General features: G+C 69.6%; 26 protein-coding genes and 1 riboswitch. Of the genes, 10 read left to right on the top strand and 16 right to left on the bottom strand.

Annotation, left to right across the window (positions count from 1 at the left end; translation table 11 throughout):
* Together H531_RS0105210 and H531_RS0105205 are read left to right on the top strand one after the other, a co-directional pair.
* On the top strand, positions 1-381 hold a 381-nt coding region (locus H531_RS0105210), incomplete at its 5' end, for a glycosyltransferase (protein WP_028490662.1).
* Entirely contained in the window at positions 363-1,574 is a 1,212-nt protein-coding gene (locus H531_RS0105205; RefSeq protein WP_022798305.1) for a glycosyltransferase family 4 protein, read from the top strand. The genes H531_RS0105210 and H531_RS0105205, both read left to right, overlap by 19 nt.
* Here H531_RS0105205 and H531_RS0105200 read toward each other — a convergent pair.
* The gene (locus tag H531_RS0105200; protein WP_022798304.1) at positions 1,513-2,196 is read right to left on the bottom strand and encodes a glycosyltransferase family 2 protein; all 684 of its coding nucleotides are present in this window, start codon (positions 2,194-2,196) and stop codon (positions 1,513-1,515) included. The two genes, H531_RS0105205 and H531_RS0105200, sit on opposite strands and share 62 nt — an antisense overlap.
* A 32-nt stretch (positions 2,197-2,228) precedes the next feature.
* Complete coding sequence (locus H531_RS0105195; RefSeq protein ID WP_022798303.1) at positions 2,229-3,806, bottom strand: gamma-glutamyltransferase family protein; 1,578 nt, start codon at positions 3,804-3,806, stop codon at positions 2,229-2,231.
* Between the two features lie 23 nt (positions 3,807-3,829).
* Between H531_RS0105195 and mntR the strand changes: the two genes are divergently transcribed.
* A complete protein-coding gene (mntR, locus tag H531_RS0105190; RefSeq protein ID WP_022798302.1) occupies positions 3,830-4,486 on the top strand; it encodes a manganese-dependent transcriptional regulator MntR in 657 nt (218 codons plus the stop codon).
* 8 nt (positions 4,487-4,494) lie between these two features.
* A complete protein-coding gene (locus tag H531_RS0105185) occupies positions 4,495-6,378 on the top strand; it encodes an APC family permease (protein WP_022798301.1) in 1,884 nt (627 codons plus the stop codon).
* On the opposite strand, the gene H531_RS0105180 is transcribed toward H531_RS0105185, so the two are convergent.
* From H531_RS0105180 to H531_RS0105150, 7 genes are all read right to left on the bottom strand, one after another.
* Positions 6,375-7,535 (bottom strand): serine hydrolase domain-containing protein, encoded by a 1,161-nt coding sequence (locus H531_RS0105180; protein ID WP_022798300.1) that lies wholly within the window; start codon positions 7,533-7,535, stop codon positions 6,375-6,377. The genes H531_RS0105185 and H531_RS0105180 overlap by 4 nt on opposite strands.
* 10 nt (positions 7,536-7,545) lie before the next feature.
* Positions 7,546-7,734, bottom strand: a complete 189-nt coding sequence (locus H531_RS13435; RefSeq protein WP_245540662.1) for a hypothetical protein — start codon at positions 7,732-7,734, stop codon at positions 7,546-7,548.
* 65 nt (positions 7,735-7,799) lie between these two features.
* Complete coding sequence (locus tag H531_RS0105170; protein WP_022798299.1) at positions 7,800-8,537, bottom strand: SDR family oxidoreductase; 738 nt, start codon at positions 8,535-8,537, stop codon at positions 7,800-7,802.
* A gap of 94 nt (positions 8,538-8,631) precedes the next feature.
* Complete coding sequence (locus tag H531_RS0105165; RefSeq protein ID WP_022798298.1) at positions 8,632-8,952, bottom strand: hypothetical protein; 321 nt, start codon at positions 8,950-8,952, stop codon at positions 8,632-8,634.
* Complete coding sequence (locus tag H531_RS0105160) at positions 8,933-9,685, bottom strand: ABC transporter ATP-binding protein (protein WP_022798297.1); 753 nt, start codon at positions 9,683-9,685, stop codon at positions 8,933-8,935. The genes H531_RS0105165 and H531_RS0105160 overlap by 20 nt, the downstream gene beginning before the upstream one ends.
* Positions 9,672-10,700: a FecCD family ABC transporter permease gene (locus tag H531_RS0105155; RefSeq protein ID WP_022798296.1), complete on the bottom strand. Its 1,029-nt coding sequence runs from the start codon at positions 10,698-10,700 to the stop codon at positions 9,672-9,674. Before H531_RS0105155 ends, H531_RS0105160 begins: the two co-directional genes overlap by 14 nt.
* The gene (locus H531_RS0105150; protein ID WP_022798295.1) at positions 10,697-11,551 is read right to left on the bottom strand and encodes an ABC transporter substrate-binding protein; all 855 of its coding nucleotides are present in this window, start codon (positions 11,549-11,551) and stop codon (positions 10,697-10,699) included. The genes H531_RS0105155 and H531_RS0105150 overlap by 4 nt, the downstream gene beginning before the upstream one ends.
* A 134-nt stretch (positions 11,552-11,685) precedes the next feature.
* Positions 11,686-11,844, bottom strand: a riboswitch (cobalamin riboswitch).
* A gap of 119 nt (positions 11,845-11,963) precedes the next feature.
* Between H531_RS0105150 and H531_RS13430 the strand changes: the two genes are divergently transcribed.
* The 4 genes from H531_RS13430 to H531_RS0105125 are packed head-to-tail and all read left to right on the top strand — an operon-like array spanning position 11,964 to position 16,308.
* Entirely contained in the window at positions 11,964-13,106 is a 1,143-nt protein-coding gene (locus H531_RS13430; protein ID WP_022798294.1) for an ROK family transcriptional regulator, read from the top strand.
* Positions 13,103-14,338 carry an ABC transporter substrate-binding protein gene (locus H531_RS0105135; RefSeq protein WP_022798293.1) on the top strand — a complete coding sequence of 412 codons (1,236 nt, stop codon included), beginning with the start codon at positions 13,103-13,105 and terminating at the stop codon, positions 14,336-14,338. The genes H531_RS13430 and H531_RS0105135 overlap by 4 nt, the downstream gene beginning before the upstream one ends.
* A gap of 54 nt (positions 14,339-14,392) precedes the next feature.
* A complete protein-coding gene (locus H531_RS0105130; protein ID WP_022798292.1) occupies positions 14,393-15,502 on the top strand; it encodes a carbohydrate ABC transporter permease in 1,110 nt (369 codons plus the stop codon).
* Positions 15,502-16,308: a carbohydrate ABC transporter permease gene (locus H531_RS0105125; protein WP_022798291.1), complete on the top strand. Its 807-nt coding sequence runs from the start codon at positions 15,502-15,504 to the stop codon at positions 16,306-16,308. The genes H531_RS0105130 and H531_RS0105125 overlap by 1 nt, the downstream gene beginning before the upstream one ends.
* Here the strand turns inward: H531_RS0105125 and H531_RS0105120 are convergent.
* Positions 16,305-17,135: a Rossmann-fold NAD(P)-binding domain-containing protein gene (locus H531_RS0105120; protein ID WP_022798290.1), complete on the bottom strand. Its 831-nt coding sequence runs from the start codon at positions 17,133-17,135 to the stop codon at positions 16,305-16,307. The two genes, H531_RS0105125 and H531_RS0105120, sit on opposite strands and share 4 nt — an antisense overlap.
* Before the next feature lie 9 nt (positions 17,136-17,144).
* Between H531_RS0105120 and H531_RS0105115 the strand changes: the two genes are divergently transcribed.
* Positions 17,145-18,047 carry an AEC family transporter gene (locus H531_RS0105115; RefSeq protein ID WP_156860454.1) on the top strand — a complete coding sequence of 301 codons (903 nt, stop codon included), beginning with the start codon at positions 17,145-17,147 and terminating at the stop codon, positions 18,045-18,047.
* On the opposite strand, the gene H531_RS0105110 is transcribed toward H531_RS0105115, so the two are convergent.
* Genes H531_RS0105110 through H531_RS0105090 form a run of 5 tightly spaced genes read right to left on the bottom strand, consistent with a single transcriptional unit; the run spans position 18,006 to position 21,526 of the window.
* Positions 18,006-18,425 (bottom strand): hypothetical protein, encoded by a 420-nt coding sequence (locus H531_RS0105110; RefSeq protein WP_022798288.1) that lies wholly within the window; start codon positions 18,423-18,425, stop codon positions 18,006-18,008. The two genes, H531_RS0105115 and H531_RS0105110, sit on opposite strands and share 42 nt — an antisense overlap.
* Entirely contained in the window at positions 18,422-19,108 is a 687-nt protein-coding gene (locus H531_RS0105105; RefSeq protein ID WP_022798287.1) for a 16S rRNA (uracil(1498)-N(3))-methyltransferase, read from the bottom strand. The genes H531_RS0105110 and H531_RS0105105 overlap by 4 nt, the downstream gene beginning before the upstream one ends.
* Position 19,109: 1 nt before the next feature.
* Complete coding sequence (locus H531_RS0105100; RefSeq protein ID WP_022798286.1) at positions 19,110-19,874, bottom strand: 50S ribosomal protein L11 methyltransferase; 765 nt, start codon at positions 19,872-19,874, stop codon at positions 19,110-19,112.
* Positions 19,875-19,878: 4 nt separating this feature from the next.
* Positions 19,879-20,475: a helix-turn-helix transcriptional regulator gene (locus H531_RS0105095; protein WP_022798285.1), complete on the bottom strand. Its 597-nt coding sequence runs from the start codon at positions 20,473-20,475 to the stop codon at positions 19,879-19,881.
* A gap of 1 nt (position 20,476) precedes the next feature.
* Positions 20,477-21,526, bottom strand: coding sequence for an Mrp/NBP35 family ATP-binding protein (locus H531_RS0105090; RefSeq protein WP_022798284.1), 1,050 nt, complete (start codon positions 21,524-21,526; stop codon positions 20,477-20,479).
* Positions 21,527-21,600: 74 nt separating this feature from the next.
* Between H531_RS0105090 and H531_RS0105085 the strand changes: the two genes are divergently transcribed.
* Entirely contained in the window at positions 21,601-22,203 is a 603-nt protein-coding gene (locus tag H531_RS0105085) for a hypothetical protein (protein WP_022798283.1), read from the top strand.
* Here H531_RS0105085 and H531_RS0105080 read toward each other — a convergent pair.
* Positions 22,173-22,733, bottom strand: coding sequence for a Uma2 family endonuclease (locus H531_RS0105080; RefSeq protein ID WP_022798282.1), 561 nt, complete (start codon positions 22,731-22,733; stop codon positions 22,173-22,175). The two genes, H531_RS0105085 and H531_RS0105080, sit on opposite strands and share 31 nt — an antisense overlap.
* Between the last annotated feature and the right edge of the window lie 19 nt (positions 22,734-22,752).

Raw genomic sequence — 22,752 nt, 5'->3', positions numbered from 1 at the left:
GGGAACGTGCGCTTCCTAGGCCGACGGGAGGACATGCCGGAGCTCTACCGGGCGGTGGACGCCGTGCTCCTCCCCACCCTGGGGGAAAACCAGAGCCTGGCCACCCTCGAGGCCATGGCCTCGGGCCTCCCCGTGGTCACCACCCCCATCCCCGCCCAGGAAGAGCTCATCCAAAACGGCGTCACCGGCCTCCTCGTACCCCCCAGACCCCACCTCCTCGCCCAGGCGCTCCAGACCCTGGCCCGAGACCCCCACCTGGCCCAGGCCCTGGGCCAGGCCGCAAGGCAGAAGGTCCTCACCCACCATACCCTGGAAGAAAGCATAAGAAGGCTCGCCCGGGCCCTGGAGAAAGTGAGGTACCCATGCGCCTCTACCGCGTAGGCCTTTTCACCGATGTCTACTTCCCTAACCCCAATGGGGTCACCACCAGCGTCTACCTCCTCCTGAGGGAGCTAAGGCGCATGGGGCACGAGGCCTGGGTCATCGCCCCAGCCCACCCCGAGGCCCCGGAGAACGAGGAGGGGGTGGTCCGGGTGCCCTCCGTGGCCTACCCCTTCTACGAGGGGCAGCAGATCGCCCTCCCTGCAGCCCGGTACCTACCCACCGAGTTTGAGCTTATCCACACCCACACCCCCCTCACCCTGGGGGTCTGGGGCCTGCGGCTTGCCCGGAACAAGGAGCTCCCCCACGTTTCCACCTTTCACACCCACTATGAAAAGTATGCCCACTACGTTCCCGGGCTGGCCTTCCTTGACCGGTACACAGGCATCGTTCCCCGCCTGGCCAAGGCCTTTTACAACCGGGTGGAGGTGGTCATCACGCCCACGGAACCGGTGCGGCGCCTGGCGGAAAGCTACGGGATAGAAAGGCCTATCCGGGTCATCCCCACGGGGATTGACAACCGCCTCCTGGAGGAAGCCCCCCTTCCCTCCCCCTCCCCCTGGCCCGAAGGGAAAAGGCGCCTCATCACCGTGGGCCGCCTGGGGAAGGAGAAGAGCTTTGACGTGGTCCTGAGGGCGGTGGCCAGGATCGCCGAGGAGGAGGACGTCTTCCTGGTCCACATCGGGGAAGGCCCCGAACTCCCCCACCTCGAGGCCCTGGCCCGGGGGCTTGGCCTCGCCGAACGGGTGCGCTTCCTGGGCCCGGTGCCCTACCGCCGCATCGGGGGCTACTACCGCATGGCCGAGCTTTTTCTCTTCGCCAGCGAGACGGAGACCCAGGGGCTCGTGGTCTGGGAGGCCCAGGCCATGGGGGTGCCGGTGGTGGCCGTGGGGGCGGAGGGGGTGGTGGAGGGGGTCCTGGACGGGAAGACGGGGTACCTGGTGCCCCCCAAGGACCACCTCGCCCTGGCGGCAAGGGCCTTGGAGCTCCTCAAGGACGAGGAGAAGCGACGGCGCTTCAGCCTCCAGGCCCGGGCCTTCGCCCTGGAGCGCTCGGCGGAGGCCATCGCCGAGAGGATCGTGGCCGTCTACGACGAGGCCAGCGAGATCCTCAGGACCGAGCCCCGGAGGCTCATCTTTCCCTTTCCCCGCCTCCCCCGAAGTAGCCTCGAGGATCGCCCAGGAGGTTTCTAGCCTGCCGCAGGAGAAAGGGGACCCAGCCCCCCTTCAGCCTCCGCGCCGAGGTGAGGACCAGGGCCTCGGGCACGTAGCGTACCGGGCCTAAGGCCTTGAGCCTCCAGCCCAGGAGGACGTCCTCCCGGGCCTCCACCTCGGGGAAGCCCCCCACCTGAAGGGCGGCCTCCTTACGCACCATCATGTTGGCCCCGGCCAGGTTGGGGCGGCCGAGGAGGGCCATGAGGTTCAAAAAGGCCCGGTAGCCCCACTCGGAAAAGGCGGCCTCCCAGGGAGAAACGCCGTAAAACCGCAAGGGCCCGTAGAGGGCCACCGCTCCCTCGGCCCGGGCCGCAAGCCGCTCCAGCCAGCCCTTCACGGGCAGGGAGTCGGCGTCGGTCATGGCCACCCACTCCCCCCGGGCGGCGAGAAGCCCCGCCTGCCGGGCGTAGGCCACCCCCTTCCTCCCGCAGCGGACCACCCGCGCCCCCAAGGCCTCCGCCACCTCCCCGGTGCGGTCCGTGGAGGCGTTGTCCACCACGATGACCTCGAGGGGCCTGAGCGTCTGGGCCCAAACCGCCTCGAGGGCCCCAGGAAGGTAGGCCTCCTCGTTGTGGGCGGGGATCACCACGCTAATGCGCACGCTTCCTCTCCTGGGCAGGGCCCCGGGGGGCCCTAAGAGGCCAAGGCGAGCCCCTCCGCCCGGGGGTCGGAGGCGGCGCAAAGGGCCTCCTCCAGGCGAAGCACCGCCTGCCCCCGGCCGAAGGCGGCGTAGTCCGGCTCGTAGCGCACCCGGTGCCCCAGGTCCCGAAGGAAAAGGGCCGTGGCCTGGGGGATGCCGGGCTCAAGAAGCACCTCGTCCCCAGGAAGGACCTGCCACCTGGGCCGGTCCAGGGCCGCCTGCGGGTTCAGGCCGAAGTCCGCCAGGCCCACCACCACCTGCACGTGCCCCTGCGGCTGCATGAACCCCCCCATGACCCCAAAGGCCCCAAGCGGCCTCCCCTCCCGGGTAAGGAACCCAGGAATGATGGTGTGGAAGGGCCTTTTCCCCGGCCCCACCCGGTTGGGGTGCCCCTCCTCCAGGCTGAAGCCCAGGCCCCGGTTCTGCAACGCAATCCCCGTCCCCGGCACCAGGACCCCCGAGCCAAACCCCTGGTAGTTGGACTGGATCAGGGAGACCATCACCTCCCCGTCCGCCGCCGCCAAGTAAACCGTCCCCTCCGGCTTTAGCCCAGGGAGGACCCGGGGAAGCGCCCGCTCCCCAATGAGCCTCCTCCGCTCCGCTGCGTAGGCCAGCGAAAGAAAGGCCTCAGGAGATAGCTCCATGTGCCGCGGGTCGGCCACAAAGCGGTACGTGTCCGCCAGGGCCAGGCGCATGGCCTCAATCTGCACGTGGTAGCTCCAAGGATCCTCCGGCCTCAGGTCAAACCCCTCGAGGAGGTTCAGGGCCAGGAGGACCGCCACCCCCTGGCCGTTTGGGGGAAGCTCCCACACGGTAAGGCCCCTATAGGTGGTGGAAAGGGGGGCCACCCACTCGGGGGTGTGGGCCCTGAGGTCCTCCAGGGCAAGCAGACCCCCCGTCTCGGCGCTGAAGCGGGCGAGGGCCTCCGCCAGCCTGCCCCGGTAGAGGCTCTCCCCGTAGCTCTCGGCGATCTCCTTTAGGGTCCTGGCGTGGAAGGGGCTCCGCCACACCTCCCCCGCCCGGGGCGCCCTTCCCCCAGGGAAGAAAACCTCCTTGAAGGCGGCAAACTCCGGCCCCTCCAGGGAAAGGTAAATCCCCTCCGCCCGCCGCCAGCCCCGGGCCGTCTCCGGCCCCACCGGGAAGCCCTCCTCCGCATAGCGGATGGCGGGGGCTAAGACCTCGGCGAAGGGAAGCCTCCCCCACCTCTCGTGCAGGGCCCGCCACCCCGAGACCGCCCCCGGCACGGTGACGGGCAGCCACCCCCTCTCCGGCATCCTGCCCTCAGGAAGGCGCTCAGGGGTGAGGGCCACGGGGCTTTTCCCGGAAGCGTTCAGGCCGTGGAGGGCCCCGTCCCACACCAGGGCGAAGAGGTCGCCGCCCAGCCCGTTGGCCGTGGGCTCCACCACCGTGAGGCAGGCGGCCATGGCGATAGCGGCGTCCACCGCGCTTCCCCCCTTGAGGAGCATCTCCATCCCCGCCAGAGCCGCCAGGGGCTGGCTCGTGGCCACCGCCCCCCGCCTCCCCAGCACCACGTGGCGGCGGGACGGGTAGGGGTAGTGGATGAGGTCCATGGCCTCATGCTACCCTTAGGGCGATGTCCCGCCCACCCCTTTCCGAGGCCCAGGAGGACTATCTAAAGCACCTTTTTCTTTTGGAGGAAGCCCTCGGGGGTCCGGTCCCTACCCAGGCCCTGGCGGAGCGCCTATCGGTCAAGCCCCCCTCGGTGACGGAAATGCTGAAAAAGCTCGCGGTCCTCGGTCTCGTGGAGCATAGCCCCTACCGGGGAGCCCGCCTCACCGAGGCAGGGCGGAAGGTGGCCCTGGAGGTCCTGCGCCACCACCGCCTTCTGGAGACCTACCTCCACGAAAGCCTGGGGTATGGTTGGGAGGAGGTGCACCAGGAGGCGGAAAGGCTGGAGCACGTGATCTCCGAGGCCCTGGAGCGCAGGATTGCCCAGGCCTTGGGCCACCCTCCCTTTGACCCCCACGGCGACCCCATCCCCACCCCCGAGCTCACCCTGCCGGAGCGGCCCGCCATTCCCCTCGGGGAAGCCCCCTTGGGGGAGACCCAGGTGGTGCGGGCCCTGGCCCAGGACCCGGGCACCCTCAACCTCCTCGCCCACCTCCACCTCCGTCCGGGAACGCGGCTTAAGGTCCTGGAGCGGGGCGCAGAGGGGGTCAGGGTGGAGGTGGAGGGGGAGGTCTTCCTCCTGCCCATGGCCTTGGCCCAGGCCGTGGGGGTAACCCCTTAGGAGGCCTTATGGCAAAGCGCGAGCCCGCCCTGGATAGGGCTTTGGAAGGCCAGCCTGAGAAGGAGGAGGGACGCTACCCTTGGTGGAAGGTCCTCTGTCTCACGGGGGTAGACCTCTTCTCCTCCTTAGGCTACCAGCCTGGAATCGCCCTCCTGGCCGCCGGGGTCCTCTCCCCCCTGGCCAACCTGGCCCTTTTTCTCTTCGCCCTCGTCGCCGTCTACCCCGTGTACCGCCGGGTGGCGGAGGAAAGCCCCCACGGAGAGGGTTCGGTAGGGCTCCTAAGCCACCTCCTCCCGGGGTGGCGGGGGAAGGTGGTGGTCCTGGTGGTCCTGGGCTTCATGGCCACGGACTTCATCGTCACCATCACCCTTTCGGCCGCCGACGCCGCCGTCCACCTCATCGCCAACCCCTTGGCCCCCCCCTGGCTTCAGGGGCAGCAGATGGGCCTCACCCTCCTCCTGATCGCCCTCCTGGGCTTCGTCTTCTACCTGGGCTTCCGCGAGGCCATCGGGCTGGCCGTGCCCCTCACCCTGGGGTACCTGGCCCTCAACGCCCTCACCCTGGCCGCCGCCCTCCCCCACCTGAGCGCCGCGCACCTGGAGGGGTGGTGGCAGAAGCTCTGGCAAACCCACCCCTCCCCGGAGGCCCTCCTCTTCGCCACCCTCCTCGCCTTCCCCAAGCTGGCCCTGGGCCTTTCCGGCTATGAGACCGGGGTTGCGGTCATGCCCCTCATCCGGGGCCGGAAGGACGACGACCCCGAGAAGCCCCTGGGGCGCATCCGGGAAACCCACAAGCTCCTCCTCGCCGCCGCCTTGATCATGGGCGTCTTCCTGGTGGGGGCAGGGACGGCCACCACGCTCCTTATCCCGGAGTCGCTGTGGAGGAGCGAAGAGGTCTCGGGCCGGGCCATCAGCTACCTGGCCCACCACTACCTGGGCGAGGGGTTCGGCTCCCTTTACGACCTCTTCTCCATCGCCATCCTCTGGTTCGCCGGCTCCAGCGCCATGGCGGGCCTCCTCACCATCGTGCCCCGCTACCTGCCCCGCTTCGGCATGGCCCCGGAGTGGGCCCGAAACCGGCGGGTCCTGGTCCTCTTCTTCACCGGCGTGGCCTTCGCCGTCACCCTCCTCTTCCGGGCCAGCGTGGAGGCCCAGGCCGCGGCCTACGCCACCGGGGTCCTGGTGGTGATGACCTCGGCCGCCCTGGCGGCAAGCCTCCTGGCCCAGCGGGAGGGAAAGCCGCGGGGAAGCTTCTACACCCTTCTCCTCCCCCTTTTCCTCTACGTCCTGGTGGCCAACGTCCTGGAGAGGCCCGACGGGGTCAAGATCGCTGCCTTCTTCATCGCCGCCACCCTCCTCATCTCCCTCACCTCGAGGGCCCTGCGCTCCTTTGAGCTCCGGGTGGAAGCCTTCCTCCTGGACGAGACGGCGGAAAAGCTCTTGGAGAGCCTGCGCACCCAGGAGGCCCCCATCCACCTGGTGGCCCACAGGCCCCGGCCCCGTCCGGGCTACGGGGAGAAGGAGCGGCGGATCCGGGAAGCCGCCCGCCTGCCCTCCCGGGAGCCCGTATACTTCGTGGAGATTTACGTGACCGACCCCTCGGAGTTCAAGACCCAGGCCAAGGTCTGGGGCATAAACCACCCCGACCACCGGGTCTTCCGCATCCTGGGGACCGCCGTGCCCAACACCCTGGCCGCCTTCCTCCTCCACGTGAGGGACCGCACGGGCAAGCGCCCCCACATCTACTTTGAGTGGTCCGAAGACCCGCCTCTCCAGGCTGCGGCGGAGTTCCTCCTCTTCGGCACGGGGGACATCCCGACCCTAACCCACGAGGTCCTGCGCCGGGCCGAGCCCGACCGGGACCGCAGGCCCTTCGTCCACGTGGAGGGCTAGAGGGCCCCGTACACCAGGGTCTTGAAGGTAAGCCCCATGCGGTCCCCGTAAACGGAGTGAAGGGCCCGCTCGGGCTCGAGGACGGCGAGGAGGTTTGGGGCCTGGGCCAAGAGGAGGGCGGTGAGGCCGGCCGCGGGGTCCACAAAGAAGTAGGTGCCCCCGAACCCCGCCCAGTAGAACTCCCCCGGGTGGCCGGGAGCCATCCCCCCTGCGAGGCGCACCGCTACCCCCAGGCCAAACCCGTACCCCGGCCCCGGCAGGTACTCCAGGCCTCGCCTGAGCCCCTCCGGGTAGAGGGGGCCCAGGTGGTCTTGGGTCATGAGGCGGGCCAGAGAGGGGTGGAGGAGGCCCTTCCCCGTCCTTAAGGCCTCCAGAAAGCGAAGGTAGTCCCAGGCCGTCCCCACCCCCCCCATCCCCCCGGCGTAGCGGGGAGGCGGGGCCTCCACGGGAAGGAGGACGATCCTCCGGCCGGTCTCGGGGTCCTGGGGGAAGGGCTGGGCCAGGCGGGTGGGGTCTTGGGCCACGAACCCGGAATCCTTCATCCCCAAGGGGCGGAAGACCCGCTCCTCCAAGAGCTCCGCCAGCCCTTTCCCCGCCAGGGCCTCAAGGAGGTGGCCCAGGACGTCCGTGGAAAGCCCGTACTCAAAGGCCTCGCCGGGCTGGAAGCGAAGGGGAAGGGCGGCGAGGCGGCTTAAGAAGGCCTCCCGGGAGAGGTCAAACCGGTCCACCCCGGCCTCGAGGTAGAGGCGCTTCACCGGGGAGCGGAAGAAGACCCCGTAGGTGAAGCCCGCGGTGTGGCGGAGGAGGTCGTAGACCAGGACGGGCCGCCTCAGGGGCTCGAGGACCACCTCCTCCCCTACCTCCCGGCCTACCTTCAGGGCGGCGAAGCCCGGCAGGTACTTCTCTAGGGGATCCCGCAGGGAGAGGGTGCCCTCCTCCACGAAGGTGAGGGCCAGGGCGGAAACCCAGGGCTTGGTCATGGAGTAGAGGCGGAAGAAGGCGTCCTCCCGCATGGGAAGCCCCCGCCCCGGGTCCAGGTACCCGTAGACCCCCAGGAAGGCCACCTCCCCTCCCCGGGCCACGAGGACCAGGGCCCCAGGGAGGAGGCCCTCCTCCACCATGCGCCGGAAGTAGGCGTCAAGCCTCCGGAAGTCCATTCACCACCCCTCAGGAACGGGCCTCCTCGGGCTCAGGAGGAGCCAGAGGGCGAGGAGAAGAAGCCCCAAGGGCAAAAGCCAAGCCCAAAAGGCCGAGGGCGGCCCCCAAGAGGGCGAGGGCCAGGGCCACGAAGGGGCTCAGGAGGAACCAGGCGAGGACGAGCCCCACAAGGAGGAGAAACCAGCCGAGAACCCGCATGCCCTAAGCCTACACCCTCCCGCCACCGGGGCCCCCATGCGGGCGCAAGCCCGCATGGGGTGATCTCAGGCGGGGGCCGCCCCGACCGTCCGCCCCCCGTCCACGAAGAGGACCTGGCCGGTGATGAAGCTGGACTCGTCGGAGACAAGGAAGAGGGCGGCGTAGGCTACCTCCAAAGGCTTCCCCACCCGGCCCAAGGGCGTGGCAGCGATGGCCTTCTCCCGCACCTTCTCCGGCACCTGGGCCGTCATCCGCGTCTCAATGAACCCCGGGGCCAGGGCGTTCACCCGGATCCCCCACCGCCCAAGCTCCAAGGCCAGGGTCCGGGTGAGCCCCACCACCCCCGCCTTGGAGGCGGCGTAGTTCGCCTGCCCCAGGTTCCCCAGGTAGACCCGGCTCGCGGTGAGGACCAGGCTCCCCGGGTTTCTCTCCCGCATGGCCTCGGAGGCCGCCTTGGCCACCAGGAAGCTCCCTGTGAGGTTCACCTTGAGCACGAGCTCCCAGTCCTCCAGGGGCATCTTCCAATGGAAGTGGTCCCGGGTGATCCCGGCGTAATGGACCACCCCGTCCAGGCGGCCCAGGTGGGCCAGGGCCTCGGCAAAACCCCGCTCTACGGAAGCGGGGTCCGCTACGTCCATAACCACCGGAAAGGCCCCCACCGCCTCCGCCGCCTCCCTTAGGGGGCCCTCCTCCAGGTCGCAGGCCACAAGCCTCGCCCCTTCCCTGGCGAAGAGCTCCAGCGTGGCCCGGCCGATGCCGTGGGCCGCCCCTGTGATCAGCACCGCCTTGTCCTTGAGCCGCATCCCGCACCCCCTAGCGACCGGACGGTCGGTAGGCCCACCCTACCCGGTGCCCCCGCCCGGTGTCAAGGGCGACACCCCATGCGGGCCCCGGTAGTTAGCCGCCCCGGACCACCCAGGCGTAGTAGGGGGTTTCCACGAATTCCGGCGGCCCCTCGAGGTACACCCGGAGGCCCGGAAAGGCCAGGGTTCCCCCCTCCCAGGCGAAGTCCAGGGGATCTACCCCTAGGGGGTAGTGGAGCACCCCCGCAGGGGGCAGGCCGAGCCGGAAGCGCTCCGGCGGGGAGAGCCTGCCCACCAGGAGGTACCGGGCCCTCCTCGGGCCTCCTTCCGTGTAGAAGGCCACCTCCTCCCCCAGGTCCAGGAGGAAGGCCTTGCCCTTCACAAAGAGCCTCGCCCTATCCGTCCAGGTAGACATGGGGCCTCCCCGAAAGGTGGGCCACCCGGACCCCGGGGCCGTAGAGGGCGGCCAGGAGCCCCTCCCGCAACACCTCCTCGGGCCTTCCCTGGGCCACGAGCTGGCCCCCCCTAAGGACGGCCACCCGGTGGGCGAGGGCCGCCTGGTTGGGGTCGTGGAGAACGGAGAGCACCCCCACCCCCATCCTCGCCAGGCGCCTGAGGAGGGCCACCACCCCCCCCTGGTGCTCCAGGTCCAAGAAGGTGGTGGGCTCGTCCAGGAGGAGGTACTTGGGCCTCGCCGCCAGGGCCCGGGCCAGGAGGACCCGCTGCCTTTCCCCGCCGGAGAGGGTACCGAGAGGCCGGCCCCGGAAGGCGGCGGCCCCGCTGACCTCGAGGGCCCAGTCCACCGCCTCCCGATCCTCCTTCCCCTCCCGCCCCCAAAGCCCGAGGTGGGGAAGCCTCCCCAGGCGCACCACCTCCTCCACCAGAAGCCCCTCGGGGTAGGGGCCGCCCTGGGGCAGGTAGGCGAGGCGCCGCCCCCGTTCGTAGGGCCCGTAGGCGCGGAGAGGCCTCCCCTCCAGGAACACCTCCCCCCCTCGAGGGCGGAGAAGCCCCGCCATCACCCTTAGGAGGGTGGTCTTCCCCGAGCCGTTGGGGCCCAGGAGGGCGAGCCACTCCCCCGGGTCCAGGGCGAGGTCCACCCCCTTCAGGGCAAAAGGCCCCACGATCCCCCTAGCCTCAAGCCCACCCACGGCGCCTCCACATGAGGTAGAGGAAGAAGGGCCCCCCGAGGAGGGTGGTCACCACCCCCACGGGAAGCTCGGCCGGACGGGCAAGGGTGCGGGCGAGGAGGTCGGCCAGGGCGAGGAGGACCGCCCCGCCAAGGGCGCTTGCGGGCAGGAGCAGGCGGTAGTCCTCCCCCAGAAGCCGCCTCAGGGCATGAGGGGTCACCAGGCCCACGAAGCCGATAATTCCCGCCTGGGCCACGGCGGCCGCAGTGAGGAGGCTTGCAGAGAGGAGGAGAAGGAGCTTCAGGGCCTCCAGGGGAAGCCCCAGGCTCCTTGCGGTTTCCTCCCCGAGCTGCAGGGCGTTGAGCGCCCTTCCCAGGAAGAGGAGAGGGGGCACGGCCAAAAGGAGCAGGAGGGCTAGGCCCCGCACCGCAGGCCAGCCTAGGAAGGCCAGGTTCCCCAGGGTGTAGGCGAAGACCGCCCGCACCCGGTCCGCATCCTGGAGCATGAGGTAGGTGGTGGCCCCGGTCAGGACGCTCCCCACCACGACCCCGGCCAGCACGAGCTCCTGGGTACGGGCCACGCCTCCCGCCAGGACCAGGGTGAGGAGGGTGGCAGCAAGGGCCCCAAGAAAGCCAAAGAGGGTGGCGGAGGGGGGAAGGTTCTGGAAGATCCCGTGCTGGGCGAAAGCCGGGGCAAGGCCTCCGAGGAAGGAGGCGAAGAGGGTCACGGCGAAGGCCGCACCCGAGGCCGATCCCATCAGGTAAGGGTCGGCGAGGGGGTTGCGGAAGAGACCCTGGAAGGCGGCCCCCGCCAGGGCCAAGGCGGCGCCCACCAGCATCCCTCCCAGGACCCGGGGGAGCCTAAGCTCGGTAACGATGGGATTCTCCACCTGCCCAAGGAGGGCCCGAACTACCTCTGCCGGGGAGAGGGGAACGGCCCCCAGGCCCACCCCCAGGACCAGGGCCAGAAGAAGAAGGGCGAGGAGCCAGGCAAAGACCAGGCTCCGCCTCAGGGCCAGGGGCAGGGCGAGGGTCACGGCCGGTGGAAGCAGTCCACGAGAAGCCTAAGGCCCTGGGCCACCCTGGGACCGGGGCGGGAGAGGAGGCTGTCCTCCCCTCCGGTGAAGACGCAGATGCGCCCCGTGCGCACCGCCGCGATCCGGTCCCAGCCGGGACGCTTCTTGAGGGTCTCCAGGGCGTTCGGGTACGTGGCCACGATGACCTCGGGGTTCTTCTCCACCACGAGCTCGGGGCTGATCTTGGGGAAAAGCCCGAGCTCCTTGGGCACGATGTTCACCCCCCGGGCCTTTTGGATCAGCACCCCGATGAAGCTCTCGGGCCCTACGGTGTAGGGTGTGGGGTCAATCTCGTAGTAGACCCGGGGCCTCGTCTTCGCCTTCGCCGCCCTGGCCTCCTCCTGGTAGACCTCCTTCTGGATCTGGGCCACCAGGCGTTCCGCCGCGGCGGGAAGGCCCAAGAGCCTCCCCAGGGTGCGCACGGTGCGGAAGATGTCCTCGTAGGTCTCGGTCCTGACCGCGTACACCGTAAGCCCGGCCCGCTCCAGGGTCTCGTAGAGCCTCCCGTACTTGGAGACCAGGACCAGATCCGGCTTCAGGGAGACGATGAGCTCGGGGTTGGGGTTGTAAAGGCCCCCCGCCTTGGGGAGCTTCCTTACGGCTTCCGGCCAGTCGGAGTAGTTGTCGGTGGCCACGATGCGGTCGCAGGCCCCGAGGGCGCAGACCGTCTCCGTCACCGAGGGGAGCATGGTGACGATCCGCTTGGATGGGGCCTTGAGGGTGACCGTGCGCCCCAGATCGTCGGTAACGGTGAGGGGAAAGGCTAGGGCAAAGGCCAGCAGAACCGCAAGAAGGGAAACCAGCTTTCTCATGCCTACCTCCCTAAGGCCGCTAGGGCCAGGCCCGGGGGAGGTAGGGAAAAACCCCTGCCGGGAGGCAGGGGCCAAAGGCCAAGAGGCGTTTGTCCCCCACGGCTCCCCCATCCGCGTGAGGTGCCCGCCCTGGGGAGGGGCAGGCGGCCCTGGCAGGTATTCGGGCTTCCGGCCTGCGAAGAAAGGCCTGAGGCTTGGCCGGTTACCGTTGCGGGACAGCGCCGGACTTGCACCGGACTTCCCCACTTTAAGCCGGGGCTACGCGCCCAGGCACCAGGGCAACGGACCTGGCTGTGGGGCCCTAGCGGGCCTTACCCCAAGGCTAAGGCCAAAGGGCGGAAAGGGCAAGGGGCTTGACAGGGAGGGAAGGTGGTGGTTTGCTTAGTCCTGGGAACGAACTAAAGGGGGCGGGGTGCGCAAAGGAGACGCGCAGGAAATCCGCAGGCTGAACCGCCGGGCCATCCTCGAGGGCCTGCGGAAGGGCCCCCTAACCCGGGCCGACCTCTCCCGGCTCACCGGCCTGGCCAAGAGCGCGGTGAGCCGCCTCGTGGACGAGCTCCTCCAGGAGGGCCTCCTAGAGGAAGGGGCCTTTACCTCCCCCGCCTTGGGCCGTCCGGGTACCCTGCTGCACCTCCGTCCCCGGGCCCGCTTCGCCCTGGGCGCGGAGATCGGCGTGGAGGGCACGGTGCTTTTGGCCCTGGACTGGCGGGGGGAGGTGCTTTGGGCCAAGGAATGGGCCCACCCCCCCGAGGCAGGGCTCAGCGAGCGCCTGAGGCGGCTCCTGCGCGAAGCCCTTTCCCTCTCCGAGGGGGCCTTGGGCCTGGGCTTTACCCTGCCCGGGGTGGTGGTGGAGGGCCGCCTCCTCCTGGCCCCCAACCTGGGCTGGAAGGACCTGGACCTCACGCCCCCCTCGGGCCTTCCCCTTCCGCTCCTCGCCGAGAACGACGCCAAGGCCAGTGCCCTCTCCGAGGTCTTCCTGCACGGGGAAACCCACCTGGCCTACGTGGTGCTGAGCTCGGGGCTGGGCGTAGGGGTGGTGGCGGAGGGCCGGCTCCTGCGCGGGGCCAATGGGGCCGCGGGGGAGGTGGGCCACTGGCTGGGGGAGGGGGCGAGGCCGTGCGCTTGCGGAAGGCCAGGCTGCCTGGAGACCGAGCTCGGCCTCGGCTCCCTGCTGGCCGCCCGGGGAGGCGGGGCGGGGGACCTAAAGGCCCTCCTCGCCCGGGCCCGCCGGGGCGACCCCCTGACCCTTCGGGCCCTGGCCCAGCTGGGGGAGGCCCTGGGCCGCTTTCTGGCCAACCTGGCCGTGGCCTACGACCCCGCCCGGGTGGTGGTGGGGGGCAAGGCGGCGGAGCTCTTCCCCTACCTGGAGGCCCCCCTCCGCCGCTCCCTGGAAGCCCACGCCTTCCTCGAGGCCCACCGGGCCCTCCCGGTGCAGCCCTCGGTCTACGGGCACCTGGCCCCGGCAGTGGGCGGAGCCAGCCTTTTCCTGGCCCGTTTCTTTGAGCTGGGCGGCTTGTGGGCGCAAAGGCCCACGTCGCAAAGGAGGTCGGTATGAGGAAGTGGCTTTTGGCCGCGGGTGTGGCCCTGGGGCTTGGCGCCCTGGCCCAAGGGGGCAAGCTGGAGATCTTCTCTTGGTGGGCGGGGGACGAGGGCCCGGCCCTCGAGGCCCTCATCCGGCTCTACAAGCAGAAGTACCCCGGGGTGGAAGTGATCAACGCCACCGTGACCGGGGGCGCGGGGGTCAACGCCAAGGCGGTGCTCAAGACCCGGATGCTGGGCGGCAACCCTCCGGACACCTTCCAGGTCCACGCCGGCCAGGAGCTCATCGGCACCTGGGTGGTGGCCGACCGGATGGAAGACCTCACCCCGCTTTTCCGGCAGGAAGGCTGGCTCCAGGCCTTCCCCAAGGGGCTTTTGGACCTCATCTCCTATAGGGGAGGCATCTGGAGCGTGCCCGTGAACATCCACCGCTCCAACGTCATGTGGTACCTCCCGGCCAAGCTCAAGGAGTGGGGGGTCGCGCCGCCCAAGACTTGGGCCGAGTTCCTGGCCACCTGCCAGACCCTGAAGGCCAAGGGGCTCCAGGCCCCCCTGGCCTTGGGGGAGAACTGGACGCAACAGCACCTCTGGGAAAGCGTGGCCCTGGGCCTCCTCGGCCCGGAGGGGTGGAACAACCTCTGGAAGGGCAAGCTAAAGTTCACCGATCCCAAGGCGGTGGCCGTTTGGGAGACCTTCGGCAAGGTGCTGGACTGCGCCAACAAGGACGCCGCCGGGCTTTCCTGGCAGCAGGCGGTGGACCGGGTGGTCCAAGGGCAGGCCGCCTTCAACATCATGGGGGACTGGGCCGCGGGCTACATGACCACCACACTGAAGCTAAAGCCCGGTGCGGACTTCGCCTGGGCTCCCTCCCCCGGCACCCAGGGAGTGTTCATGATGCTCTCCGACTCCTTTGGCCTGCCCAAGGGGGCCAAGAACCGCCAGAACGCCCTCAATTGGCTTAAGCTCGTGGGCTCCAAGGAGGGGCAGGACACCTTCAACCCCCTCAAAGGCTCCATTGCCGCCCGGCTGGACTCCGACCCCGCCAAGTACAACGCCTACGGTCAGGCGGCGATGAAGGACTGGAAGTCTAACCGCATCGTGGGCTCCCTGGTCCACGGGGCTGTGGCTCCGGAAAGCTTCATGAGCCAGTTCGGCACCGTGATGGAGATCTTCCAGCAGACCAAGAGCCCCCAGGCGGCGGCGAACGCCGCCCAGGCCATTGCCAGCCAGGTGGGCCTCGGGCGCTAAGCGAGCAACGCCCGTGGGGGCGGTGGCCCCCACGGGCTTTTTCCCGGAGGAAGGATGCGCGACCGGATCACGGCCTTTCTGGTCCTCCTCCCCTCGCTCCTGGCGGTGGGGATCTTCGTCTACGGCTTCATCGGGCAGAACCTCTGGGTCTCCCTCACCGACTGGGGGAAAGACCCCGCCCAGGCCCTGGCCCTCCACCCCAAGCTCCGCTTCCTGGGCCTGGAGAACTACCGGGAGCTCTTCACGGGGTTCGTGGACGTGCGCTTCCGCCAAAGCGCCATCAACCTCCTCTTCTTCACCCTGTTCTTCATGGCGGGAAGCCTGGGCCTCGGCCTCCTCCTCGCCCTGGCCCTAGACCGAGGCCCCAAGGGAGAGGGCTTCTTCCGCACGGTCTTCCTCTTCCCCATGGCCCTATCCTTCGTGGTCACAGGAACCATCTGGCGTTGGCTCCTCCAGCCCCAGGGGGGGGTGAACGTCCTGCCCACCCTCTTCGGCCTGCCCCCCCTCAGCTTCCCCTGGCTCACCACCCGGGAGCAGGCCCTGGTCTTTGACTGGAACCGGCTCCCCCTCTACACCGCGCTGGTGGTGGGCCTGGTCCTCCTCCACGTGGCCTGGCGGGCCTACCGGGAGGGGGAGCGAAGGCGCCTCCTTTGGAGCGCGGCCTCCGGAGGGGTCCTCCTCCTCTGGGCCCTCACCCTGGGGCAGCGGGTCCACCTCCTCCCCTACCCCGAGCCCCACGGCCTCAGCCTGGCGCTGGTGGGGGTGATCCTGGCCGCCGTGTGGCAGATGTCCGGGTACACCATGGCCCTCTACCTGGCGGGCCTAAGGGGGATTCCCGTAGAGGTGCTGGAAGCGGCCAAGGTGGATGGGGCCAGCGAGTGGCAGACCTACCGCCACGTGGTCTTCCCCCTCCTCGCCCCCATCACCCTCTCGGCCATGATCGTCCTGGGGCATATCGCCCTCAAGATCTTTGACCTCGTCTTCGCTATGGCCGGCCTGGACTACGCCCCCACGGACGTGCCTGCCATCTACATGTACCTCCTGGCCTTCCGGGGGAACCAGTTCGCCAAGGGCGCCGCCATCGGCATCCTCCTCCTCCTCCTGGTGGCGGTAGTGGTGATCCCCTACCTGGCAAGCCAGCTCCGGCGGGAGGTGCGGCGCTGATGGGGCGGGTCCTCCTGTACGGCTTCCTCCTCCTGGCCACCCTCTTCTTCCTCCTGCCCGTCTACCTCGTGGTCCTCACCGCCCTCAAGGAACCCGCCCAGATCACCCTGGACACGGTGTGGCGCTGGCCGTCCCCCCCTTACTGGGAGAGCTTTCGTATCGCCTGGGAAGCCTTCCGGCCCAAGTTCCAAAACAGCCTGGTCCTCGCCCTGTCTGCTACCTGCCTCTCCGCTTTGGTGGGGGCACTGAACGGGTACGTCCTCGCCAAGTGGCCCTTCAGGGGGTCGGGCCTCCTCTTCGCTCTCATGCTCTTTGGGATGTTCATTCCCTACCAGAGCGTCCTCATCCCCCTGTTCCACTTCGTCAAGGCCATCGGGCTCTACGGAACCCTTTCCGGCCTCGTCCTGGTCCACGTGGTCTATGGCATCCCCATCGTCACCCTAATCTTCAAAAATTACTACAGCGAGATCCCGGACGAGCTGGTGGAGGCCGCTCGGATTGATGGGGCGGGGTTTTTCGGCGTCTTCCGCCGCGTGATCCTGCCCCTTTCCGCCCCCGCCTTCGTGGTGGTGGCCATCTGGCAGTTCACGCAGATCTGGAACGAGTTTCTCTTCGCCGTGACCCTCACCCGGCCCGAAAGCCAGCCCATCACCGTGGCCTTGGCCCAGCTCGCCGGGGGGGAGGCCGTGAAGTGGAACCTGCCCATGGCCGGGGCCATCCTGGCGGCCCTGCCCACCCTTTTGGTGTACATCCTGCTGGGGCGGTACTTCCTCAGGGGCCTCCTGGCGGGATCGGTGAAGGGCTAATCTGGGGAAGACCCCAGGTAGGCCCGTACCGCCGCCAGGTCAAAGAGGGCGTGGCCCACGCTCTTGAAGAGGACGAACCGCCCCTCGCTCCTCCGGCCCAAAAGGGCCTCCCGCAGGGTCACCACGGGCCTCCCCACCCCCTGGAGCTCCCCGGCCTCGAGGAGGGCGTCCTCGGTGTCGCAGTAAAGGGCGGCCTCCCGCACCAGGCTCTCGGGCACCTCCCGCATGTCCGGGCGGAAGGAACCCACCGCCGCCAGGAAGACCCCCTCGGGCAGGCGCCCGGGGAGGACGGGGGTAGGGCTCGGGGTGGCGGTGACCACGAAGGCCACGTCCCCGGGTACCTCCTCCCCCGCCCACGCCTCGGCCGCCAGGCCCATCCCCTGGGCCCTTTCCAAGAGGGCCTCCACCCGCTCCTTTCCCCTTCCCCGCACCAGGACCCGGGTCAGGGGAAAGGCCTCGGCGAAGGCCTCGAGGTGGGCCTCCCCCTGGGCCCCGGGCCCCACCAGGAGGAGGGCCCCCTCCCGCCTCGGGGCGAGGAGGTGGGCGGCGAGGAGGGAAAGGGCGGCGGTGCGCCTCCTCGTGATCTCCTCCCCGGGCAGGCGGAAGACCTCCCCGGTGGCGAGCCTCCTGGCCCAGACCTCGGCGCGGACGGCGGGCGTCCTCCCCGGCTCCACCGTCACCAGCTTGCACACCGCCCACTCAGAGTCGGCGGCGGGCATCACCAGGAAACTTCCCCCGGGAATGGGGAGAACCTGCCGCCTGGGGGCCACCGCCTCCCCCAGAAGGACCTGCCTTATGGCCTCGGAAAGCTCCAGATAGGTGGGCATACCCCTAGAATGCCCCACATGGAGGCCCTCCTCAACACCGTGGGGCCCGTGGCCCTGGTGGTCTACGCCGGGTTTGTGGCGGGCAGGCGGATGGCGATGGACCTCGGCACCCTCTCCCGCCTCACCGTCTACCTGCTGGTGCCGGCCCTGATCCTGGACAGCGTGTACCGGGCGACCTACACCCGGGAAGGCCTCCTGGGGCTCGCCTTGGGCTATACGCTCACCTACCTTCTCCTCTACCTGGGAATCCTGGGGGCGGGAAGGCTTTTTAGGCTGCCCCCGGAGGCCACCAAGGGGCTTCTCGTTTGCAGCCTCTTCCCCAACTCCGGCAACATGGGCCTCTCCCTCACCCTTTTCGCCCTGGGAGAGGAAGGGCTCAGGCGGGCTGTGGTCTACTTCCTCCTCTCCAGCGTGGCCATGTTCGGCCTGGGCCCGGCCTTCCTCCGAGGAGGAGGCCTGAAGGAGGGCGTTCTCTTCACCCTCCGCCTCCCCCTCTTCTACGCCCTCCTTCTGGGCCTCCTCCTCAAGGCCACGGGCATGGACCCCCCCCTCCGCCTGGAGGAGGGGGTGAGGCTCGTGGGCCAGGCGGCGATCCCCGTGCTCCTCCTCACCCTGGGGATGCAGATGGCGAAGACCCCCTTCCGGGTAGGGGCCTTTGAGGCTACGGCGAGCGCCCTGAGGCTCCTCCTCGCTCCCCTGGTGGCCTACGGGGTGGGGCTCCTTCTGGGCCTCCCCCGGCTTGAGCACCAGGTCCTGGTCCTCCAGTCCGCCACCCCCGTGGCGGTGAACGCCTTCCTCCTCACCCGGGAGTTTGGCGGCGACGCGGGCCGCGTAGCCAGGAGCGTGGTGGCCTCCACCTTCCTGGCCTTCCTAACGATCCCCCTGGTCCTCTACCTTATCGGGATCCGGTAGGGAGGGGCTCCCCAGGTCCAGCTGGAAGAGGGGCCTCCCCCCCCAGAGCCCGACCAGGCGGTGGTAGCCCTCGCCCAGGGGAAAGCGGACCTGGTAGAGACCGGGGCCTTCCAAAAAGAGGGCCTTCTCCAGGAGGAGACGCTCCCCCCGAAACCACTGGAGGTGGAGGTAGCCCGGCCCAGAAAGCCGCTCCACCCTGAGGGAAAGCCGGGCCTCCCCTCCCTCGGGCGCTAGGCGGGCCACCACGAAGGGCCTTTCGGGCGGAGGGGGGGTTCCGGGGTCCAGGGGCAAAAAGGTGAAGCGGCAGGCCCCGAGGAAGAGGGCGAGAAGGGCGAGGCCCCAACGCCTTCCCAGGCCCTCCGAGCGGGGCGGCCTCATCGCCCCTCCCCGGCGGTGCAGAGGGCGAGGAGGGCAAGGGCTGCGGTCTCGGCCCGGAGGATCCGCCGCCCCAGGCTCACAGGGGTGAAGCCCCGCCCCTCGAGGAGGGCCACCTCCTCCTCGGCGAACCCGCCCTCCGGCCCCACGGCGAGGGCCAGGGGCCTTCCCGGGTCCAGGACCTCCCGCACCCGGGCCCTCGCCCCCACGTGGGCCACCAGGCCCTGGGCCACCCCGGGCACCGCCTCCAGGGGAATGGGGGGGAGGACCTCGGGGACCACCACCCTCCCCGACTGCTTCGCCGCCTCGAGGGCGATGGCCCTAAGGCGCCTGAGCTTCCCCTCCCCCATCTCCTTGGGGACGGAATGCCGGGTAATGAGGGGCTGGATCCGGGTAGCCCCCAGTTCCGTGGCCATCCGCACCACCTCGGCAAGCTTATCCCCCTTGAGGAGGGCCATGTAGAGGACCACCTCCACCCCCACCTCCCGCTCGGGCCTCCGTTCCTCCAGGATGCGGTAGCGCACCGGGGGGCCCAGGTCCACCACCTCGGCCAGGGCCTCCCTTTGGGCGTCAAACACGGTGAAGCGGTCCCCCACCCGGGCCCTCAGAACCTCCACCAGGTGGCGGCCCTCCGCCAAAGGGAGGACCCCAGTGAGGCCAGGGCTATAGGCGCGGTGGGGGCGCACGCTACCTCCGGTAGGCGAGGAGGACCCACTCCCCCTCCGCCCGCTCCTCCAGGGGGCTGAACCCCGCCCCCTCGAGGGCCTCCCGCACCCCGGGGGCCTTCTCCTGGAGGATGCCGGTGAGGAGGAGCCTGCCCCCGGGGAGGAGGGCCTCCCGGTAGGCGGGGGCGAGGCGCACGTGGAGCTCGGCGAAGAGGTTCGCCACCAGGAGGTGGAAGGGCCCGAAAGGGCGGGCGGCCTCGAGGCTCCCCTCCAGGAAGAGGGGACGCACCCCGTTCCTTAGGGCGTTGGCCTCCGCCTGGGGGAGGACCGAGGGGTCTAGGTCCACGCCCACGGCCCTCCCCCCGAGCTTCTCCGCGGCGATGGCCAGGATCCCGCTGCCCGTCCCCAGGTCCAAGACCCGCTCCCCGGGGCGGAGATGGCGGGCGAGGGCGGTGAGGGCGAGCCGGGTGGTCTCGTGATGCCCGGTGCCGAAGGCCATGCCCGGCTCAATGCGAAGGGGGATTCCCTCTTCCGCGAAGGCGTGCCACGGGGCGAGGACCACGAAGGGCGGGGCCAACACGGGCCTCAGGTCCCGCCGCCAAGCCTTCATCCAGTCCTCGTCGGCCAGCTCCTCCCACACCCCCCCAAAGGGAAGGGGCAAAGGGGCGGGGAAGTAGGCCAGGACCTCCCCTTCCCGCTCCCAAAGCCCCCGTGCCCCATGGTCAAAGAGCTCGGGGAGGATGGGGTCCAGCTCAGAGGGGGTGCCCTTCAGCCGGTAGACCCACACCCCGCTATTCTACCCGGTAGCGGCAGCAGCTTCCCCCCTCGGCGATGCGTTCCTCGCGCACAAGCGGGAGGCCCAGAAGCTCCTCATACGCCAGAAGCTCGCCTTCGCAAAGGGCCTCGTGCTCCCGGGAGAGGGCAAGCCTTGGACATCGCCTCTGGCATAGGTAGAGGTGCCCCCCTTCCTCCACCACCTCCGCCTCGTAGCCCTCCTGGCGCAGGGCTTCCGCCAGGCGCTCCAGCTTCTCCCTAAGGGGAAGGCCCTGGAGGCGCAAGGAGGCGAGGCGGCTCCGGTTCCGCTCCCTAAGGAAGGCCACCACCCCCTCCCGCCCCAGGGCCTCCTCCAGCCCCCGGAGCACGTCCCCGCAGAGAGCGGCGTAGGGGCTTTCCCCGTCCTGGGCGCGGTAAAGGCGGTAGGGGCGGCCCCGGCTTGGGCACTTCTTCACCTCCGAGCGCACCAGGCCCCGGGCCTCCAGGTCCTGAAGGTGTTTCCTCGCGGCCACCTGGCTCAAGCCCAGGGCGTCCGCCACCTCCTTGGCGCTAAGGGGGCGGGCCCTCAGGAGCTCCAGAACCCTTTCCTTGGTGCCTTCCAGGAGAAGGGGCATGTCAGGCCATGGGCAGGGTCAGGAAGGCCTGGACGCTCAAGGCGGCGGCGAGCTCCCGCGCCGCCCTTAGGAAGGCCTGGGCCTCGAGGCCCTCGGGATCCTGGGCCACCACGGGGAGGCCCCTGTCCCCGCTCTCCCTGAGGGCCAGGGTCAGGGGTACCTCCCCCAGGAAGCGCACCTTGAGCTTCTCGGCGAGCCTCTTCCCGCCCCCTTCCCCGAAAATGGGGGTGGGCTTGCCGCAGTGGGGGCAGAGGAAGTGGCTCATGTTCTCCAGGACGCCGAGCAAGGGTACCTGCAGCTTTTTAAACATGTCCGCCGCCCGCTCCGCGTCCAGGAGGGCCACCTCCTGGGGCGTGGTGACGATGACCCCACCCGAAACCCGGGTGAGCTGGGCCAGGGAGAGCTGGACGTCCCCGGTGCCCGGGGGGAGGTCCACCACCAAATAGTCCAGCTCCCCCCAGTTCACCTCCTCCAGGAACTGCTTGAGGGTGCCGTGGAGGATGGGCCCCCGCCAGACCAAGGCCTGCCCCGGGGGGACGAGGTTGGCCATGGAGAGTACCTTGAGGCCGTGGGCCTCGAGGGGGAGGATCTTGCGGTTCCCGTCCACCTGGAGCCTCCTTCCCTCCAGCCCGAGCATCTTGGCCTGGCTGGGGCCGTAGAGGTCGGCGTCCAAAAGGCCCACCCGGGCCCCCTCCAGGCTCAGGGCCAGGGCCAGGTTGGCGGCCACGGTGCTCTTCCCCACCCCCCCCTTGCCCGAGGCCACCGCCACCACGTGCTTCACCCCGGGAATGGGGTACTGCTCGGGGGGGCGCACGCTCCCCCCGAAGCGCACCCGGACCTCCTCCGCCAAAGGGGCGAGGGCCCGCCTTATATCCGCCTCAATCTGCCCCTTGAGGGGGCAGGCCGGGGTGGTGAGGTTCACCAGGAGGTCCACCCGGCCCCCCTCCACCCGGACCTCCCCCACCATGCCCAGGGAGACCAGGTCCTTGCCGAGCTCGGGGTCCATCACGGTGCGCAGGGCCTCGAGGACCCGCTCTTCGGATAGCGCCATACCGGGCCTAGGCTATATCAAGGGTAAGTTTTGGGCAAGGCGTTTCCTCACAGTTTTCATCTATACTGGGGAGCGTGTACCCCGAGTGGCGGAAGCGGCGCTTCTTTGAACTTCACTTGGCCTGGCTCGTCCAGGGGCCCAGGGGCTACGAGCTCCTCTTCAAGGTGAACCCCTACAGCCTCTATGAAACCCGGGAGGAGGCCTTGGCCGCCGCGAGAGAGCTTCTGAAAGAGCGCCTGGACCAAGACCCCAGGGTGGGCCGGGGCAAGGCCCCCGTGCTCCTCACCGAGGAGGACCGGGCCCGCTTCCTCGCCCTCCTGGAGGGGGGCAGGGCCCTCCTTCCCTTGGACCGCTACGCCCTTTTGGGCGAGGTGGCCGAGGTGGAGGAGCGCCTCCTCCACCGGGCGCCCTTCAGCGACCCGAGGAACGTTCTCCATAGCCTCCAAGGGCTCCCGGTGCGCCTCCTTTACACCCCCTTGAACGACCCCGAGGCGGAAAGCCAGGAGGTGGCCCAGGGGGTCCTGGAGGTCCTGCCCGAGGGGGTCCGGGTGGGCGGGGTCCTCCTCCCCATCCCCCAGGGGACCCCCATAGAAGGCCTGGCCTACGAGGAGGCCTTTTTCCACCTGGGGGAGGGGCGGTACTACCTCTACGCCCTCTCCAGCTCTACCCCCTCGTAAAGGGCGGCCAGGTCCAAGGGGGCGTCCACGCAAGGCAGGAGGAGTGGGTCCTCGGCGTGGACCTCGTGGACCACACCTTCCCCCGTCTTGCGGTACACCTCCACCCTTGGCTCGGCCGCGCCCACCAGGAGGTAGACCTCGAGGGAAGGCAGGGAGAGGTAGTTCCAGCGCTTCTCTCCCCGGTCCAGGCGCTCCGTGGAGGGGGAAACCACCTCCGCCACCAGACAAGGGGCCTCCTCGTAAAGGGGATGAGGCGAAGGGCTTCGGCAAACCACCATGAGGTCCGGGTAATAGACGGTGCGGTCTGAAATCCTTAGCTTCACGGTCTCCGTGTAGAGGCGGCACCCCTTCTTTCGGACCGCCTCCCTGAGGAGGAAAGCCAGGTTCTGCACCAGGAGATTATGGGCCTTGCTGGCCCCGGCCATGGCGTAGGGAACGCCCTCCACAAGCTCATGGCGCACGGGGCTTTGGGCCTCCATCTCCAGGTAGGCCGTAAGGCTTAGGGGCAACGCCCGGGCCGCCTCGCCCATGGCTCCATCCTAGCGCCTA

The organism is Thermus islandicus DSM 21543 (assembly GCF_000421625.1).
Lineage (GTDB): Bacteria > Deinococcota > Deinococci > Deinococcales > Thermaceae > Thermus > Thermus islandicus.
The sequence above is the reverse complement of the archived record's forward strand: the minus strand, read 5'-3'. Positions and strand labels throughout refer to the sequence as shown.